Genomic DNA, 17746 nt, shown 5'->3' on the forward strand with positions numbered 1-17746 from the left:
CAACATGAAAGAACTTATACTATCTCCATCAGAGAAGAAATCTAAAATAGAAGGGTTTCCCAGCCTAAAAAGCTGTCTGGCTGATATAAAAGGTTTTAACAAAGTACTGTTGCCTATTGTAAAGCTCGATGGCAGCGTGGTTAACGAAAAATGGGAAGGTATCCCGTTTACCTTTATTCTCCAGAACGTGGATGTTAGCCGTATGGATTTCCAGTTGGAGGACGGCAAATACCAACTACTTGCTCCGCTTAATCTTAGAAAACTGGAAGAGTACGGAGAATCGGATGTTAAACGCGAGTACCTGCAAACTTCGGTCGATAAGATCGAAAAGGTAAGTTACGAGCAGGTGGATCAATATAGTAATGATGGAATGCTAATGCAATCCGGGTCATTTGATTATGATCCTAACAAACGCGTGCTATATGGTTATGACCAAATTAACGGGCATTCTGTTTTGGTTACCCGAACGATACAGTATTATCAGGGTAACGACGAGTGGCTGGATTTGGAACACTATACTTATCAATATGATCAAGATGGCTTTTTGGAAATGACTATCTTGCATCAACCGGCTCGTGATATAACAATGACCGAAAAAATACTGTACCAAAACAACAGCGATGGTTTTACGGTATCCAAAGAACTGGCTCCGCACCTTATTCCGGCAACAGATAAGGACCTGGGCGTTATGCATACAGAGATCCCTTTTTCTGCCGTTTTCAGAGAAAATGAAACCGATTGGAATGTTAGTGTAAATGGTTGGTTTGTTGATGGTAAAAAAGTTCCTGATTTCAAATCCATTCAGGGAGAACTGATACAACGGTATGCATTTAACCATTTCTATAACCTGAATTCCGCATTCCTTCAATTTAATTGTAAAATTGAAAATCAACGGGAGATTGCTGTAAAAGTCAACGAAAAAGACGGGCTTCCCGATACTATTGCGTATGCGATTAGTTGCCCGGAAGAAAAAGGGAATTGGCCTATAAAATACATTGAAAAGAGCGATAAAAAAGTCGTAATGGAATGGAAAGGCAACTACACGTTGGAACATCTGGGACATGAGATACGAATAGCAAAAGAAAATCAATATGGCACTAAACATTTTACGCTTTCCGGGCAATATACATTGCAACAGGTTGTAATGATGATTCAGACTCAAAGTTATTTGTGGTGGTATGACTTCGGACAGAATAAGTTTTCCGACCTATTTATGAATCTATACAATGGCCGTTCCGTGGAGTTACATTTTATCTATACTAAAACCGAAAAGGGAATTGAGCGTGTTGTACAGAAAGTAGAAATTGAAGAGGATATAACCGAAGGAAAGCTAACGTTTAGTAAACCGAAATGGCTTCAGGATGAAGAAACGCCACGTGACCCCGACGGGCAAAAGATGCAATTTGTAGCACAGCTGGATCACAGTAATATGTTCGGTAGGTTATATCTGTTTTATTCAGAAAAGCACCAATTGGTATCACAGGTATTCCAGTGTACCTAATAAATAAAAACAATTCCGGCACTGATTTTAAATATTGGGGAATATGTTATTTCTTAGTAGATGAAATTTAGCGCAAAATAAAAATAACCTTTAGGAATTGTAAGATAATAAGATATGCAGCAAGAACCTTTATTTATAACCCATATTACCATCGGGGATGAAATCCAGGAGGTAAAAGTCTACGGAAATGTTGACAAAACAACCAATTTTATTTACTACACATTTCTACTGAATGATGATAAAAGCATCATAATTTCAAAATTTGACGGTGATAAATGGTTGGACATAAACGCAATCCGCAGTAATAATGATCTAACGGAAATGTTAGGGAAATTAATCGATAGCGATACAAAATAGAATAATGACATCTGAATATTTTTATACTCTGAGAAATAGGAAGACTATATGAATAAAACAGATAAACAAATTAATACAGTTGAGCGATTTATATAATTGCTGAGTTATAAGCTTCCGGTTTGTTATATGAATTACACCGTCTTCTTGTTAGGGGATGTTACACATGGAATTCGGTGATATAAGTAATTCATTTACAGTAATCCTTATCCGGAGAGCTTTTACTAATTTTAATTGTATAAAAAACGCCCTGATTATCAGGGCGTTTCTATTGGTAGTTTTTGTTATTGTTCTAATAGTGCAATATCCTTGATATGAAAAAGGCTTTCGTATTTAGTAGCCTCGTGACCCCATTCGTTAGGTTTCGAAAAGGTAAAAGAAATAGAGTTAACAGTAATCGCTTTCCAATTGTTCGGATTATCGAAATCAAGATCTCTGTGCCCGTTAATGTGATTGATCGTGAATACACCTACTCTCGCTTGTCCGAAAAGGTCATCAGTCATACGTACCACTTTTTTGTGCATTTGACCTAAGCTATATAAAGCAAATACTTCCATACCTTCCAGAGCAAACTCTACTTCGTGGTCATCAGAAAGGATCAGTTTTCGTTGTTCCGGTGTAAAGGAGATTTCTTCATCTTCGCCTTCTAATGCTATGGTTTCATTATAAATACTCGATTCATTTTCCTCTTCGTATTCCGGTTCCGGTTTACGTTCGTTATGATAAACCTCTATTTCCTGGGTAAGGGTAGGGTCGAACAAGTCAAGTGTTTCTTTTACATCCACTTCTCCCTCAAGGAAAAAGGTAATACCGTTTGCTTTTGCACTGGCCGGTGTTTCACCGCCCCATGCTGCCAACGCGGCAGGAACGTCCATATCCATGATAAAGAAGCCGAAAGACATCTCGCTGTTACCTTCCAACGCGCATGGAAATTCCTTTACGAACTCACCGTTGCGCTCCGTACGGGCACATTTATCAACGTTACTGATGTCGGTTCCCAATACGATTTTTTCTTCCACATTGTTTACCGTACGCTTGGCATAAAAAGTACCTTTTGTACCTATAATGGTCACGGCATCCTTACCGGCCTTTACATTTATAGTTGCCTTGATCATCGGATCGAAGTAAGGCCATGGATTCTCGATCCATGTATATTCCAGTTTCACGCCGGTGACACCCACCATGCTTTTAATTTTGTCAAAAAATCCCATAATTATTTACAAAGTTTAATTTCTTTTCCGCTATCTGAATCTTCAAATTTCTTGAATAATTTGCCGTCTACATACACTTCATATCCGGCTTTTACAGGTACTTTTATTTTTTCACCTGTTTTGTATTTTGATGTTGAGGAAGAACCGTCTGCACGTACACGTACCTCGATTTCTTTTGTACAGTTATTCACCAGGTACACGTCGAAGTAACCGCCAACCGTTTCTTTAACGACCTTAATTTCTGCGGTCGAAGCAGTTATTGCCTGTGATGCCAAAATGGTCAGCAGTACTAAGGCTGAAATTTTTTTAAATGTGTTCATACTTCTTTTTTTAAGGTTATAAACGGTGCTTTTTTAAAGCAAACAAGCTAAAGTAGGAATAAATAGGATTACTACAACACCGTGTGAAAAACTTGTTAATTGTTTTTTAATTTATTAAAGAACTATTGTTATGTTTGAAAAAAAAGTACTTTTTTAAAGAATATCTGTTATTATCAACTCATATCGGTTCGTTTGATATCCCGTTATAGACCGCAAATTACCAATTTACAGGTTGTCTGTATTGGCAAATGATTATTTGTTGTTACTGACTGAAAATTCGTGGTTGATTGTATGAAAATCGTTATGTCAGTCATCCGATATATAGTCTATCTCCAACTGTGTCATGACACCGGCCGTACCATCTTCGAGACTAACATTTTCAACCGTTACAGGAGTTGAAAGTCTTTCAGCCGTTATACTTATATCTTTTGAATCCAGAATACGCTGTAGTTCACCCGGTTTTAAAGATCCGCCGGAGTCACTTACCTGAATTAACAGCTTGTTGTTTTTCAGAAGTAATTGTACCGCAACCGAATGCTGTCCGCTACCGGCTAATACTCTTTTTACAGCATTGGCTAGCAAGGGTTGTGTGAGCATAGGAGGGATGTAGATCGTTTCGGTATCCATACCATCGTCGTCAACCGTAAAGCTAAAACCGCCGGTATGGAGTAGTTGCTGAACAGTAAGATAGTTGGTTATGATAGCGATTTCTTCATCCACCGAAATTGAGTCACCGGTACTGCTTTCCAATATCTGACGGGTTAGACGAGTAAATTTAGAAAGATAAGTGGCCGCAATATCCGGTTTGTCTTCTCTGATAAGATTTTGTATGCTTTCAATGGATGACGTTATAAAATGTGGACTCATTTGCGTGAGTAGCAATTGTTGGCGTAGTGTGGCGCTCTTTTTGGACAGTAATAGATTTTTCTTTTTGTTGAATCTGTACAGCGCCAGTGTAACGGTAACCAGAAAAAGGGTTATCGCTACAGAAACGCCTATTTTTACGTTATTACGGAAGCTTACCTGCTCCTGTTTTAGTCGTTGTAATTCGCGTTGCTGTTTCAGGAGTTTATTTTGAGTTTCAACTCTTCCGGTCTTAAAGTTAAAAGCCATCTTAGCAGTTGTGCTTTTTTTCTGCGTAGTAGCATACAGTTCTTCGAGCGATTCGTGTTTTTTAAGGTAACGATAGGCGGTTTTAAAATCCTTAACGGCAAAATACACTTCACTAAGACAAAATGCGGCAACCGACTGTTCATCGGTGTTATTGGTGACAGCGGCATTTTCGTAGACTAGCTTTAATTGCTGTTCCGCTTCTTTGTACTTTCCGTTAGCAGTGCATATTTTGCCGTATTGTATGCGATTATAATTCACCTCTTTTTTGTCATATTTTAATGCAGCCTCCAAAGCCATTTTAAAATAACGCTCAGCAATTGCGGCGTCATAGACTTCCATATAAGGCTCAATATAACATTGTCCCAGCGAATTGTAAATGTTATCCAGGTTGTACAGTTCCGGTATTTTTTGCGCCAAAACCAGTGCCTCTTTAAGCATAGGTATAGCCAATGCGGTATTTATTTCCCGATATATTTCTCCTTGTCGCCAAAGTGCTAACTCCAGTAATGTATCGTTTTTTACAGGGCGTAAAGCCTTAACCGCACTGTCGGCATAGGTCATAGCGTTGATCAATATCCCATGTTGTCGCCAACATGTTTCAAGGTTGATCAGACACCTCGCAATGGTTTCTTTATCGTCATATTTTTGTAGCACTTCAATACATTCTTCACCAAGTTGTATTGCCGTTTCATAATTGGCAGTTTCGGTATATAAGGAAGAAAGGTTGTACAGGCTCTGACCTAGTTTTTTGTTGTATTTATGTTTACGGGAAAGTGCTATGGCTTGCTGAAAAAGAGGTTCTGCTTTTTCAACGTTTCCCTGTTTATTGTAGGTTAGTCCCATACGATTCAGAGCGTCGATTTCTGCTTCATACGAAGTTTTCCGGTCATTCTGTTGTGCCGTTATTGCCTGTGAGAAAATCAGCAGGAAAAAGGAGAGAAAGCATAAGGCACGGAACTGCTTCATGCAAGATTGTTTTTTATTTTATAGGGAATAGCAAAACGGCTTACAGTACCTTTTACAATACCTTCTTCAACTATATTGGCTACTTCAATAGTATCTTGCGTAGCATTTAGTCTTTCGGATGTGATTTTCGTCGCCATCGATCGGTGACCTTCTCTTGTTTTGCCGGTTAGTCCTTTTCCGTTATCGATTACCTCAAAATACAGTTTGTTGCGTTTTTTGTAGAACCGTACTTGTATCCGGCCATCTGATTTTTTTCCGGCGATTCCATGCTTTACAGCGTTCTCTATAAACGGTTGGGTAAGCATCGGCGGAATAAAAGTACTTTCGGTGTCAATTCCATCTTCTGCAATGACTTCGTAATCGAAATTGTTATAAAGCAGTTGTTGGATAACCAGATAGTTGACCGTCATGTTGATTTCTTCCCTGAGACTAATGTATTGTAATGAAGAGTTCTCCAGAATCTGAAGGGTAAGCTGTGAGAATTTCGAAAGGTAATCTACGGCTTCGTCATTCCGATCTTCATAAATAAGATTTTGTATCGTATCTACCGAGTTAAAAATAAAATGCGGATTCATTTGAGTAAGCAGTAATTGCTGCTTCAATTCGTTATTTCTGCTAGCCGCGATGGCTCTTTTCTGTCTGAAGTAAAAATATAAAAAAATCAAAAGAGTGGCTAATACAACAATGGTAAATATAAAACCAAGCAGGAATACATTTTTCCGTGCGTTTGCCTGTTGTGCTTCAATTTTTTGCGTTTCGACGGTTGTCTGGAGGAGACTGTTTTGCAATGCCAGCTGTTCGGTATCAAATTTTACAGAACGGGCCTCTGTATCGGTAAGCATTGCCTCGTCCATTAGCTTCCTTTTGGCTTGCACGGATTCCATACCATAATTATAGGCCAGTTCGTAGTTACCCAGTCCTTCATATAATCCGGCAAGCAGTCGGTTAGCCAGAACATAGTCTTCGTTTTCTTCGGTCAATGGTTTTAAAGCAATACATTGCTCCAAAAAAGACTTCGCTTTTGTGATATCATTAAGGGAAAGGGAAAGTTCCCCCTGATGTTTTAAAATCCGCATCCGAATGTCAACATACCGATTTGTTTTTTCATCGCTCAGTGCCTCGCGGTAATACAAATCTGCTTTTCGGGTATCACCAAGCATAGCATAGCAAAAGCCCAGTTTATCCTTTATATAAGCTTTTGAGTTATAAAAGCCGGTACCGTGCGTAACGGAAAGCGCTTCGGATAGTAGTTTTAAAGCTGTGGTATACTTCTTTTGATAGATAAGAAAATCGGCATAAAGTATTTTGGCTGTGACAATGTTTTCTTTTTGACGGGCATTTCTTTTGAGAATATTCAATGCTTTATAATGATATTCACCAGCTTTAGCGTCCTCTTTTTTAAAGGCGAAGATCTGTCCCATTACGCTGTAACAATAGGCAAGGCCAATAGAATCGTTTGACTGGGACATTCCTTCAAAAGCTCTGGTAATATGATAAAAAGCTTCGTCATATTGTCCGGATCTTACATAAGCCTGAGCAGTACGGTATGCCGATCTGTCCCGAAGAGGTCTGTCAGCTGCCATAAAGGCGACGTCCACATCAAGCTGAGCAACAGCTGCTTTGTAGTTCTGTCCGGTTCGGTTATAGATATCAGCTACATATTGTAATGAATCAATGCGTTTATAATCCTGCGCATAAATCAAGCTGCCCGCATCGAAAAAGATGCAGTAAAACAGGCATAACAGCCACTTGATTTTAAAACGCTTTATCATGTCCGACTACGATTACTGGCATTTTACGGTTCCAATGCATAACCTCTATCCTGAAGCTCTTCGATTTCATCGTCGGTCATTGTAGCCCCTTTCTCTTTAAGTTGAGCAAAGAAATCTTTACTGTTGTAATAGGCCATTCCCAGTATGCTTCTTTCATTGATGCCCATAAAATTGTCACTTTCAACAACAAGATTCAGGTCCGATCCGGTATCAATAAGCTTTTGGATAATTGCAGGTGATACACCATGTTTGTTGATCACATAGGCAAGCGCACTCCATCCCTCACTGTCTGTTTTATTTGCATCGGCACCGCCATCAAGCAGCGATTCAACGATTCGGGCATAAATATCGGTAGCATTATGGCAGGCTTCCGCGATCATAGTCAGAGGAGTCTTACCGTCTGTAGTTTCATTCAGGTCAATGAATTTGTTCTGCGCAAAAATAGCAACGATTTTGTCATACCCTTTTTCAGGAAACCAGGAATCATTAAAATTAAGTGCCAGATAAATAGAAGGCGCATTATCTTTAGTAACGGCATTCATTAAATCCAGTATTTCATTAAAATCCCGATTGTCTATCGCCTCTACTAATTGATCCTGCATTTGCTCACGCGATATAGGAGTAGAAGAGGCGGCGGAAGTACTTTTTTTGTTAGTCTCGTCAGTTTGTTTTTTTTTGAAGAAATTAAATAAACTCATGATTATATAATTTGTATTAGTTTGCTTTAGAATACCCTTTGCCTAGTTTTTCGTTTATTAGCTTTTCACGCTCTTTTTCGGCTTTTTGTACAGAATCAAATTCTTTTACTATTTTCTGTCCGGTTGTTCCTGTTTTTCCGTAGCTAATAGTTAACGTGTTATCATTTTGTATCACCTGCCAGAATTTATCGCTTTTGGCATCTTTATACTGCAACAGTACCGGTTCGCCTTCTGTTACTTTTATTTCTGGTTTGTAATAGGAGGAAAGGTTCCAGGCAGCCGTCTCATAACGCATTTTTTCCCGAAGGTGGTACAGGTATTCCGCATCGGCAACTTCAAATTCCAGTGTGTACAGGTCTTTTTCAAGTTTTTTCTTTACTGGTTTTGATAGAATTACCTTGTTTGCAGCTTCGATTACTTTTAACGGTTCGTTATCGAATTGTACATAATATTGACCATTCGACATTCCGCTGGCTGACACTTTCTTACCATATTGAAGGGAAAGTTCTTCGTTGTGTTTTTGCCAATAGTCACGGTCCTCTCTTTTTTTACCTTCTTCAGGTGTAATATTAAGTTGTAAACCGTCGTTATACTGATGCATTAAATCGTATTCTTCTTTTCGCGGATGTTCAGTAACGAGTTTTTTCCATTCTGCCTCCGAAATGGGAAGTTTTTTGAAATAAGGTCTTTCCGAGTGACCTGCTTCTAATAGTAATTGTAAAGCAAAGTCTTTAGAACCGAAATTGCTCCCTGCGTCGGGATGGTCTACGCGAACTTCTGCTATTACTTTGGTTGCTTCAATGCTTTTTACCGTGATGGTGTATAGTGTTGCCATTTTAAATTGTTTATAGCGCTAAGATATCAGAAATGCCTTGTGCTATAAGTTGTTAATGAAGATTCGTCGGATGTAAATGTATATTCGTTTTTAGCTAGTTACATTTTGTCCATACGACGTAAAAATGCTTCACGCAGTTCGATTTCCCGTTCTTTATAGGCATCGGCTTTCGCATCGTCCTGCGGTACACCTTCACCATAGCGATACATTAAGCTAAGGGTTTCCGTTGCCCGCACATTACCAAGTTGTGAAGCTTTATCATACCAGTCTACAGCTTTCTCCATATCCAAAGGCACATTGTTTCCGGTGGCATAAAAAGTACCCATATTGTAGCACGCTCTGTTGTTACCGGCATTAGCTGCTTTTAAGTTCCAGTCGGTAGCAATTTCCGGATTTATTTCGGTTCCGATACCCGTCGCGTAATAAACATACAATTCAAACATCGCATCGATATTGTTTAATGCAGCCGCTTTTTGGTGGTATTCCAATGATACGGCATAATCAGACGGCAACCAGAATTCGCCGTTGTAATACAATAACCCAAGTTCGTATAATGCAGGACTATAACCTTTTTCGCCAAGTTTTTTATAGATGTCAACATATATACCAAGGGTTTCCTCTCCAAAGAAAGGCGCGGATTTCATCGATTCGAAATAGTATTTAGTATCCTTAAAGATCTGTTCGTTAGTGTATTTATCAAAAGCATCATTTTTGATTATTGCTTTTAGTTCTTCGTGATCAATCTGTTTCATGTTTTTGATTTGGTTAAGATTTTAAACCTACAAAATTTTTTACTGCAAATGTTTTTAAAAATCACACTTATGTGATAAATTTTGTGATTATACGAACCGGTTCCGTAAGCATCATTACGATCTATAATGTTAGGTAACGGATGTGAGCTGGTAACTACATTTAATTAATAGAAAAGCCCGGAAAGTAATACTATTCCGGGCTTTTTAAATTTCAGAACGTTTTTATTTTAACGCTTCGAATTGCTTTTGTAATTTATTGTATTCTTTTCTGTCAGCTGGAGTAGCTACCATCGCTTCAATTTTCGGAAGCTGAATTTCAGCATCAGCTTTACGTTTGTGGTAAACTAAGAAGTCACCATAATTCCAGTTGTTAAGGAAATAAGGCTTAATAGCAATACTTTCTTTGTAATTGGCTTCAGCGTTAGTTAAATCTTTATTCATTAGATAGCACGAACCTAATTGATCATGTAAAAATGCTTTATCGGTATCATCCCATTGTTCGTTAAGAGCATTTCGGTATACATCGATAGCATCCTGATATTTACCTTTCATGATTAGCTTTCCGGCTTCATTAATATACGGTGTTGTTCTGCTGCTTGTTTGAGGAAATTCCGGATCACCGGCTGAAGAAGAAGAATCAATGCTGATTTCTCCGCCAAAAACAGAATTTTTCAGGTAATTGACTAATTTTTCATCTGTGTCAGTTTCTTCAAAGAAATTCTCTAATGCCTTGTAGTTTCCTTCGTTTAATACCACGGTATTATTAACGGAATTGGTAAGCTTATCATAAAGCGGATCAATAAGTTTGCTTCCTGAAATATTCATGTCAGCGAATATTTTTCTCAATAAATCCAGTACGGCGATAAGGTGCGTTTTGTGTTCCGGTTTTACGTGATTGTCAAGCGGAATCACAAATGCTTCTCCCAAAGTTCTTAAAGCCGCATTGGTTTCGCCGGCTTCAAATTTATTTTTAGCTTCAATCAGTTTTTCCGGAGCTTTTTTCATGTTCTTTTTTGCAGCGAACATAGAATAGATAAAGAAGAGCACAACAAGGCCACCTCCAATGTAAAGATAATTCATAATTTGTAGATTTTATTGAAATGGTTGATTAGTAAAATTCACCAAATGAGAAATGATGAACCTTACAAAAATAGATCTATTTTTTATATACGCAAATGCCTACAAAAAAAATCATAAAAATTTCACATTATATTTCATAATTTAATAATATCTTCATCTTTTAAATGATCATAAAATGAACAGAGAAGAAAGTTTACAACAAGACGAAAACGAGTTGTCTAAAATATTAGCCGGCAACGGTGGAAAAATATATCCGGTACTTAGAGACAATAACTGGTCCGGATTAGAATACGGCGCACTATTCAAACCTTTGATAGGGACGTTCGAACAGCCGAAAATTGTGATTGCGGTTGCCCATGATATGCCCAATAATTTAGTTTATATTCCATATAGCCAGGAATTTGGTGTTGATGGTCTTAATGCCATTTACGACGAAGCGCAAATAAACCTTGAAGCGATTCAGGTAACGTATAAAGTGAAGAAACACAGGAGTCATTGTGAAGTGGATGCTTCCGGACATGAATTCAGCAGTGAGTTTTTATTACACAATCCGTTTATACAGGAACTGCATACCATTCTGAAATCGGATGAAATTGCCGTTGCGGTTCCGAGACGCGGTTATTTCAAGGCCATTGCACTGTCAACTTCAAAGGATTTGTACAACGCATTTATAGATGACTATGAAGCAGCCTATGATTCTGAAGAAATAGAGAAACCGCCAATAACAAAAGGTGTGTTTGTTATCCGAAACGGTAAAATAGTACAGCGCGGTGAATTGGAGAAATATTAAAATGAGATAATCCCTAATAAAAGAATATGACGCAAATCATTGTACCGAACTCAAAAATCGATGAGGGACAGTTGGTTGAATTCGAAAAAGAGATCGAAGCTCGTCTTCCTGAAGCTTATCGGCAATTCCTGCTTCTGCATAATGGCGGGCAACCCGATAATACTGAATTTACGGCAAAAAAATACGGTGGCAGCATTATACAGCGTTTTTTCGGCTTTAATACACCTTATAATACCGATAATTTCGATTACATAAGAAGTACTTTTAAAGATCGCGTTCCCGACAGTTTTTTGCCAATTGGAAGAGACATGTTGGGTAACCTGATTTTAATCGGAATCCGGCAAAAGTATCAGGGTAGGATCTATTTTTGGTGGCATGAGAACGAAAGCGATAAGAAAGCCTGGTTCAAGAATATTTACACAATCAGTAACTCGTTCACCGATTTTTTTGACAATCTGAAGGAAGAAGAGGAAGAGTCATACGGTTTTCTGGTGGATCTGTTCGACAGTGACGATTCTCAAAAGCAACTTGACTTGATCAATAGTGGCTGGGATGTCAATACGCCTTTAGAAAATAATTTCGGTTTTGCTATCGAACGATTGGCATTGAGCGGTGATACCGAGGTGCTCAAAGCGTTAATTGCCAAAGGCGCGAATTTTGGAGAGGCTATGGAAAAAACGTTAACGTTCGGAAATGTTGAAGCAGCCGGGTTATTGCTGGCAGCCGGAGCCGATCCTAATTACGCAACTGAGAAAGCCAGAAATAATCGGGATACCCTTTTAATGTCGGCCGTTAACACTCCGGGTGCGCGTCCTGAAATAGCAAAATTATTAATTGAATATGGTGCTGATGTTAGAGTAGAAGATGCCTATGGATGGACCGCTTTGAAAGTCGCAGTAAGAACAGTATCTCGTGACAATCCTGAAATGCAGGCTATAGTTGATTTGATACAATCTAAATTAGAAACAATAGCTGATTAAAAGCTGAAATCCTGATTTTGTCAAAAATTTTCAGTTATTACTTTTTTAGTAACTAATAGTATCCCCTATAGATAAATAGGGGATATTTTTACAAATAAAACTTGACTTTTTCTTTTATTTGAGCGAGTCTGTTTTGATGATAACTAAAATCCTTTTCAGGGAATATTAGCGGTAAATTTTTTGCAATTATATCTAATTCCGTTATTAAATAACTCAATCTCGGACTGTTTAAATCTTCGTCTTCAATCGGGCAATTAACTAATATTCCATTTCGTAATATCATTTGTTTATTTTGTTGAATAAGCTCATCAATATCAACATAAAAGTACTGCCAATAGCTAACCGCGCAACTATCGATTAAAGCCTGAATATATTCTTCCGGTTTCATATCCATTTTGATGCGCAGACCGTCATCAAAAAAATAGATGTCCAATGGCCATTTACCATGCGTTCTATAGAAACAGCCTCTTCCGCGTTGCGACATATGACTTCGTATTTCGCTATTATTAAAGGCATACAGATTTTCGACCAACTCTTGTGAATGATTCAGCGGGTTTTCTCTAAGCCACTCATCCTGAGCACCGCAAAGTGCACTATATAGTAGAAAATTAGTTCCTCCGCCAACATTTCCCTTTATGTTAGGATTCCGTTTTGTATCCCATTTTACTGAAAGAGAAGTTGGACCTAATAGCTTTATAGTATCGTAGTCAAATTCGATACCGGCTTCATCAGCAATTTTCTTTTGGTATCTTTGAAGAAATCGATCCGTCAGGCCAAATTCTTGCGGAACTGAAGATTCTTTGTGTATTTCTATTAAATCATTTGAACTTAATTCATTAGAAAGGGCTACTAGTTTTTTAAATAAATGCTCCATTTTTGATGAAATCTTTCGTTAACGGTCATAATCTGTTACGGTAAGAGCTATAGGTGTTGGATTGTTAAGTACCCATTTTACACCTAATTCACTCATTACATATATATTTTCAGAATTTTTAGCTTTTACTTCATTTGTAATAATAGTCAGTTCCTTTATTTCTTCCGGGGAAAGTTGATTTTCCTGCTGGATATATTTGAAATAACCGTCCACCATTTTTTGATATTGAATGTCCCAATTTCCTCCTCCGTTATCTAATAATTCCCGGGCGACTTTACCTGTGATCCGAATAACTTCTCCCTGTACGGTTTGGGCGGCACCACGTCCGGGAACCAAAAGCTCCCATAATTCTTCGTGTTGCTTTTGCCAGGTGGTCGCTTTGACAGTAATAGGTGATTTACCGTCATATACAATCCTTCTTGGAACAGGTTCAACCTCAAAAATACGGTAAAGTTCATCTAAAGCATCACTAGTTTGTTCTGTTGATTCATCATAGAAATTCGGTCTGTGATGTTCAAACATTTTTCCGATTCCGGTAACAAACGCTTTCATCTTTTCCGTTTTCGGAGTACCGGCATGCAACAATATTTTTGAAATTTCAAGGGTGTCTTCTATGTCGATGTTACGACAATTCATCAAAGCTAACTCCAGCGCGGTGTAATCGTTTCTTTTTTCGCCATAACCTTCCGAAACTATAGTCTTAATGTCAGCTCCGTATTCAAGCAGTATTTTTATGTTCTCCGTATTATGGTTTCTCGCTGCACAATGCAAAGCTGTTCCTCTGCTGTTGTTGGCGTTTACATTGGCTCCCAGTTCTAATAAGCTTTTGATGTTACTCGAAAAACGTCTCCCGGAACGTTCCTGAAGTGGCGTATAGCTATAGTCATTAGAGGCTTCTATGTCTGCTCCTTGTTCAACCAGCCATTTGGCTAATTCATGCGGACATTCTGCAAACGACAAGGCTGTTCCTTTGCTGTATCCGCCACGAGCTTCTATCTCGCATTTGTCAAATAGTTGAATAAGTTCCTGAATATCCCCTTTCTTTAGAAGTTCCTCAAAGTCTTTCGGTAATGTTTTTCTTTTTTGTGCCATGTTTTATTTTAATTATAGCTAGTTCAAATCGATCTTAAATTCTCAATTTTTTGTGCTGGTTTACAAATCTATAACTATGTATTATAGAATATCTCAGGTACTAAAGATAATAATTTAATTGATTATTTGTAAGAAATAAGTTACTTAAAAGCTATTTTTTACATGATAGCATTTTAAACTGCGAATATTTTAAAATTGGAGCAGTTTCTTAGTCTTTATTTTTAGACGTTGTTGCTGTAATTTTTATGTTGTAGATGGAAGTAATTGTAAATGCAGCACTGATTTGGATATAACGTATCAGTCAGATTCTCAAATATTTTTTATAAACTATTTGGAATCATACAAGTAATTTATTTATTTTAGCAACTAAAATATTTAGTTTATGAATGAAAATGATCCCAACAATATTATTCAAAAGTTTAGAATAGCGAGCCGAAAGTATTCCGATGCTTCGATCTTTATGCACGAGGCAATCGCACGAAAAGCAGGACTTACCGGCTCAGATCACAAATATTTGGGTGTTATTCTACAGCATGATCGACTCACGGCAGGCGATATTTCAAAGCTTACAAGATTAACAGGAGGTGCTGTTACAGGTTTAATTGACCGTTTGGAAAAAAAGAAACTACTGAAGAGAGAGTTTACAAAAGATGATAGACGAAAAGTGATCATTGTACCCAATATGGAAAATAGCATGAAACTATTACAGCCGATATTTAGTGAATTACAACAAAAGACAACGGACCTGCTCGCAACATTTTCGGAAAAGGAAATTCAGATTATCGAACGCTATTTTACTGAAGCGACATCCATAATGAATGAAACAACCAATAATCTAAATAATAAATAAAATGGTTAAAATGGAAAATATAACAGCATCATATTTGATAAGGGCCGAAATATGGCTTTGTATTACGACACTCATTTATTTCTTAATGAACGGAGCGCAAATATTTGAGACACTAGTATTTGTTCCTAAATGGACGACTTCACCTCCTGATAATTTTCACCTTCTTTTGGACGGTAAAGGAGCAAGTCTGAAAAATTTTTGGATTATTTTCCATTCCATACACGAAATCACTTTTGTGGTCGCCATTGTTTTTTGCTGGAAAATAGATCCGGTGAGAAATTGGTTATTGATTTTATTTGTCATTCATTTTGCCGTAAGAGTTTGGACACTTTCATTTTTTGCACCAAATATTATTGATTTTCAAAAAGTAGCCGAAACACCATCGTTGGCAATAGATCTGGTAAATCGAATCTCGCTTTGGCAGAAATTAAACTATGTAAGAGTTGTTATTTTTATTGCCGTTTCTGTTGGCCTTATACCATTATGTATAAAGCTCTTTAGTCTACGGCAATAACGCAACACTATAAACAACTTCCAAAAGAAAAAACAGGTAAGAAAATGAGAAGAATGTGGCGATAATTTATTTTGAAACCTATATTCAGAATGGTCTGTCAACACTTCATACCCTAAATTCTGAATTCGATCGTAAAATTGATTTAATTACTGTCGATAATCCGTATTTTTACATTAGATAATTTATCATATGAAATATCTGATTGTAGAAGATGAACGGTTTGCATACGTAGAATTAAAGAGAATGATGACCAAGCTCCGTCCGGACTATATACTTGAGGGAAGGACGGAATCGGTTGCCGATACAATTCTCTTTCTCAAAAAGAATTCAGTAGATTTTATTCTCCTGGACATCCATCTGGCTGATGGAAATTGCTTTGAAATCTTCGAACAGCTTCAGGTATTGACACCGATTATTTTTACCACGGCTTATGACGAACATGCTATTCAGGCTTTTAAGTTGAACAGTATCGACTATCTGTTAAAACCTGTCGAAGAATATGATTTATTAGCTGCGCTGACAAAACTAGAACGACAGACCACAGTAATAGAAACGGTCTTTGACTACAAAAGGATAGAAAAAGCATTGTTGGAGAATCAAACGAAAAGACGTTTTCTTGTTCAGATCGGGGACACCTATAACCATATAGACATACATGAAATAGCTTTTTTCTATAGTGAAGAAAAAGTAGTTTTTCTACATACGTTTTCTAATAAAAAATTTGTTATCGATTATACATTAACACAGATAGAATCACAAATTGACAAAAAATCATTTTTTCGGGTTTCACGCAATTGCGTGGCAAACATTATTTCCATAAAAAAGATTTCCAGATACTTTAACAGCCGTCTGAAACTTAACTTCCAGCCCGAGTGTCCGCATGAAATTTTAGTTAGTCGTGAACGCGTGTCTGATTTCCTGAAATGGGTAGATGCATAGAGCGAAAAAAGATGAAAAGGATAAATATAAAATATATTATTGCTTTTATACTTATTGTAGCGGTACTACTGGTCTTTTTCTACTATGTGTTTCAAACATTAACAGGAAAAGAAAAGAACTTTTTACAATTTTTTGCGATCAATCTGGTTCCATGTGTATTTATTGCATCTGTCGATTTTATCATTGTTCATACCATCTATAAATATTTAAAAACATCCAATATTTATTTTCACGTTGCACTGAATTTATTCATTTCCTCACTATTCTCACTACTGGTAATATTTCTCGGTAATTTTATCTTTTTAGGTTTTTCTGCTTTTGAGATTAATCCCGAAATTATTAAGTCTACAATATTTATCTTACTTTGGAACAGTATTATAGTCTTGTTAATTGAAATTTTCTTTTATAACCAACGGCAAATTGTTGCTAAAGATAAAATAGCGATAATGGAAAAAGAAAAAATACAATATCAATACGAAATGCTTAAAGCACAGATCAATCCACATTTTTTATTTAATAGCTTAAATGTTTTGTCATCATTGGCTTATGAAGATGCAGAAAAAGCAAATTTGTTCGCAAAAAAAATGTCAGGGGTATACCGTTATCTGCTATTGACAAACGAACGTCCGACGGTAACGCTAAAAGAAGAACTGGCTTTTTTAGATTCCTATATATTTTTGGAAAAGATTCGGTTTGAAAACAACTTACTTATAACGCTCAGTAATCATATCAATACTAATAAAAATGTAATCCCCGTTAGTCTGCAATTACTAATAGAGAATGCCATAAAACACAATATAACCACTTCTAATCAACCGTTGAACGTTCACGTTGAAATCACAGAAGAAGGGATTACTGTTTCAAACAATCTTCAACTGAGAAATACAATTGATTCTAGCGGTGTGGGACTAAAAAATCTACAAAGGCAATATGCTTTGCACAAAAAAACGATTGCGATTATAAAAACGGATACGCAATTTATAGTAAAAATGCCGTTTCTGGATTAAGTCCGAATTTTACGATTATCTGCTTTTAACCTTTACTGATTTAATGAACAATGGAATTTTGATCTATTGTGAATAAGCTTCATCATGTTTATACTGAA

Annotated in this window: 18 protein-coding genes; 8 read left to right on the plus strand and 10 right to left on the minus strand. The window is 37.1% G+C overall.

Features of this window, described 5'->3' with window-relative positions:
* Positions 1–4: 4 nt before the first annotated feature.
* Positions 5–1501: a hypothetical protein gene (locus tag NOX80_RS10710; protein ID WP_256549773.1), complete on the plus strand. Its 1497-nt coding sequence runs from the start codon at positions 5–7 to the stop codon at positions 1499–1501.
* Positions 1502–1615: 114 nt separating this feature from the next.
* The gene (locus NOX80_RS10715; RefSeq protein ID WP_256549774.1) at positions 1616–1858 is read left to right on the plus strand and encodes a hypothetical protein; all 243 of its coding nucleotides are present in this window, start codon (positions 1616–1618) and stop codon (positions 1856–1858) included.
* A gap of 281 nt (positions 1859–2139) precedes the next feature.
* Here the strand turns inward: NOX80_RS10715 and NOX80_RS10720 are convergent, their stop codons facing one another.
* The 8 genes from NOX80_RS10720 to NOX80_RS10755 all read right to left on the minus strand — a co-directional run bounded on the left by NOX80_RS10720 (position 2140) and on the right by NOX80_RS10755 (position 10602).
* The gene (locus NOX80_RS10720; protein ID WP_256549775.1) at positions 2140–3066 is read right to left on the minus strand and encodes a hypothetical protein; all 927 of its coding nucleotides are present in this window, start codon (positions 3064–3066) and stop codon (positions 2140–2142) included.
* 2 nt (positions 3067–3068) lie between these two features.
* Entirely contained in the window at positions 3069–3386 is a 318-nt protein-coding gene (locus tag NOX80_RS10725) for a hypothetical protein (protein WP_256549776.1), read from the minus strand.
* Between the two features lie 306 nt (positions 3387–3692).
* Positions 3693–5465: a tetratricopeptide repeat protein gene (locus NOX80_RS10730; RefSeq protein ID WP_256549777.1), complete on the minus strand. Its 1773-nt coding sequence runs from the start codon at positions 5463–5465 to the stop codon at positions 3693–3695.
* The gene (locus NOX80_RS10735) at positions 5462–7237 is read right to left on the minus strand and encodes a tetratricopeptide repeat-containing sensor histidine kinase (protein WP_256549778.1); all 1776 of its coding nucleotides are present in this window, start codon (positions 7235–7237) and stop codon (positions 5462–5464) included. The genes NOX80_RS10730 and NOX80_RS10735 overlap by 4 nt, the downstream gene beginning before the upstream one ends.
* A 23-nt stretch (positions 7238–7260) precedes the next feature.
* Positions 7261–7935: a hypothetical protein gene (locus NOX80_RS10740; protein WP_256549779.1), complete on the minus strand. Its 675-nt coding sequence runs from the start codon at positions 7933–7935 to the stop codon at positions 7261–7263.
* A 16-nt stretch (positions 7936–7951) separates the two neighbouring features.
* A complete protein-coding gene (locus tag NOX80_RS10745; RefSeq protein ID WP_256549780.1) occupies positions 7952–8770 on the minus strand; it encodes a WGR domain-containing protein in 819 nt (272 codons plus the stop codon).
* 98 nt (positions 8771–8868) lie between these two features.
* Complete coding sequence (locus NOX80_RS10750) at positions 8869–9522, minus strand: tetratricopeptide repeat protein (RefSeq protein WP_256549781.1); 654 nt, start codon at positions 9520–9522, stop codon at positions 8869–8871.
* A 222-nt stretch (positions 9523–9744) separates the two neighbouring features.
* Positions 9745–10602, minus strand: a complete 858-nt coding sequence (locus NOX80_RS10755) for a tetratricopeptide repeat protein (RefSeq protein WP_256549782.1) — start codon at positions 10600–10602, stop codon at positions 9745–9747.
* Positions 10603–10777: 175 nt separating this feature from the next.
* Here NOX80_RS10755 and NOX80_RS10760 point away from each other — a divergent pair, with 175 nt between their 5' ends.
* Together NOX80_RS10760 and NOX80_RS10765 are read left to right on the plus strand one after the other, a co-directional pair.
* Positions 10778–11392 (plus strand): hypothetical protein, encoded by a 615-nt coding sequence (locus tag NOX80_RS10760; RefSeq protein ID WP_256549783.1) that lies wholly within the window; start codon positions 10778–10780, stop codon positions 11390–11392.
* A gap of 26 nt (positions 11393–11418) precedes the next feature.
* Positions 11419–12372 (plus strand): SMI1/KNR4 family protein, encoded by a 954-nt coding sequence (locus NOX80_RS10765; RefSeq protein WP_256549784.1) that lies wholly within the window; start codon positions 11419–11421, stop codon positions 12370–12372.
* 88 nt (positions 12373–12460) lie between these two features.
* On the opposite strand, the gene NOX80_RS10770 is transcribed toward NOX80_RS10765, so the two are convergent.
* Entirely contained in the window at positions 12461–13246 is a 786-nt protein-coding gene (locus NOX80_RS10770; RefSeq protein ID WP_256549785.1) for a hypothetical protein, read from the minus strand.
* Positions 13247–13264: 18 nt separating this feature from the next.
* Entirely contained in the window at positions 13265–14338 is a 1074-nt protein-coding gene (locus NOX80_RS10775) for an ankyrin repeat domain-containing protein (protein ID WP_256549786.1), read from the minus strand.
* Between the two features lie 382 nt (positions 14339–14720).
* On the opposite strand from NOX80_RS10775, the gene NOX80_RS10780 reads away from it, so the two are divergent.
* From NOX80_RS10780 to NOX80_RS10795, 4 genes are all read left to right on the plus strand, one after another.
* On the plus strand, positions 14721–15188 hold the full coding sequence (locus tag NOX80_RS10780; protein ID WP_256549787.1) for a MarR family winged helix-turn-helix transcriptional regulator: 468 nt from the start codon (positions 14721–14723) through the stop codon (positions 15186–15188).
* Between the two features lie 10 nt (positions 15189–15198).
* The gene (locus NOX80_RS10785) at positions 15199–15702 is read left to right on the plus strand and encodes a transposase (RefSeq protein WP_256549788.1); all 504 of its coding nucleotides are present in this window, start codon (positions 15199–15201) and stop codon (positions 15700–15702) included.
* A 189-nt stretch (positions 15703–15891) separates the two neighbouring features.
* Positions 15892–16641 carry a LytR/AlgR family response regulator transcription factor gene (locus NOX80_RS10790; protein WP_256549789.1) on the plus strand — a complete coding sequence of 250 codons (750 nt, stop codon included), beginning with the start codon at positions 15892–15894 and terminating at the stop codon, positions 16639–16641.
* 11 nt (positions 16642–16652) lie between these two features.
* Complete coding sequence (locus NOX80_RS10795; protein ID WP_256549790.1) at positions 16653–17648, plus strand: sensor histidine kinase; 996 nt, start codon at positions 16653–16655, stop codon at positions 17646–17648.
* The last annotated feature ends 98 nt before the right edge of the window (positions 17649–17746 follow it).

Origin of the sequence: Flavobacterium cerinum (genome assembly GCF_024496085.1) — a bacterium.
In the GTDB taxonomy this organism is placed as follows: Bacteria; Bacteroidota; Bacteroidia; order Flavobacteriales; family Flavobacteriaceae; genus Flavobacterium; species Flavobacterium cerinum_A.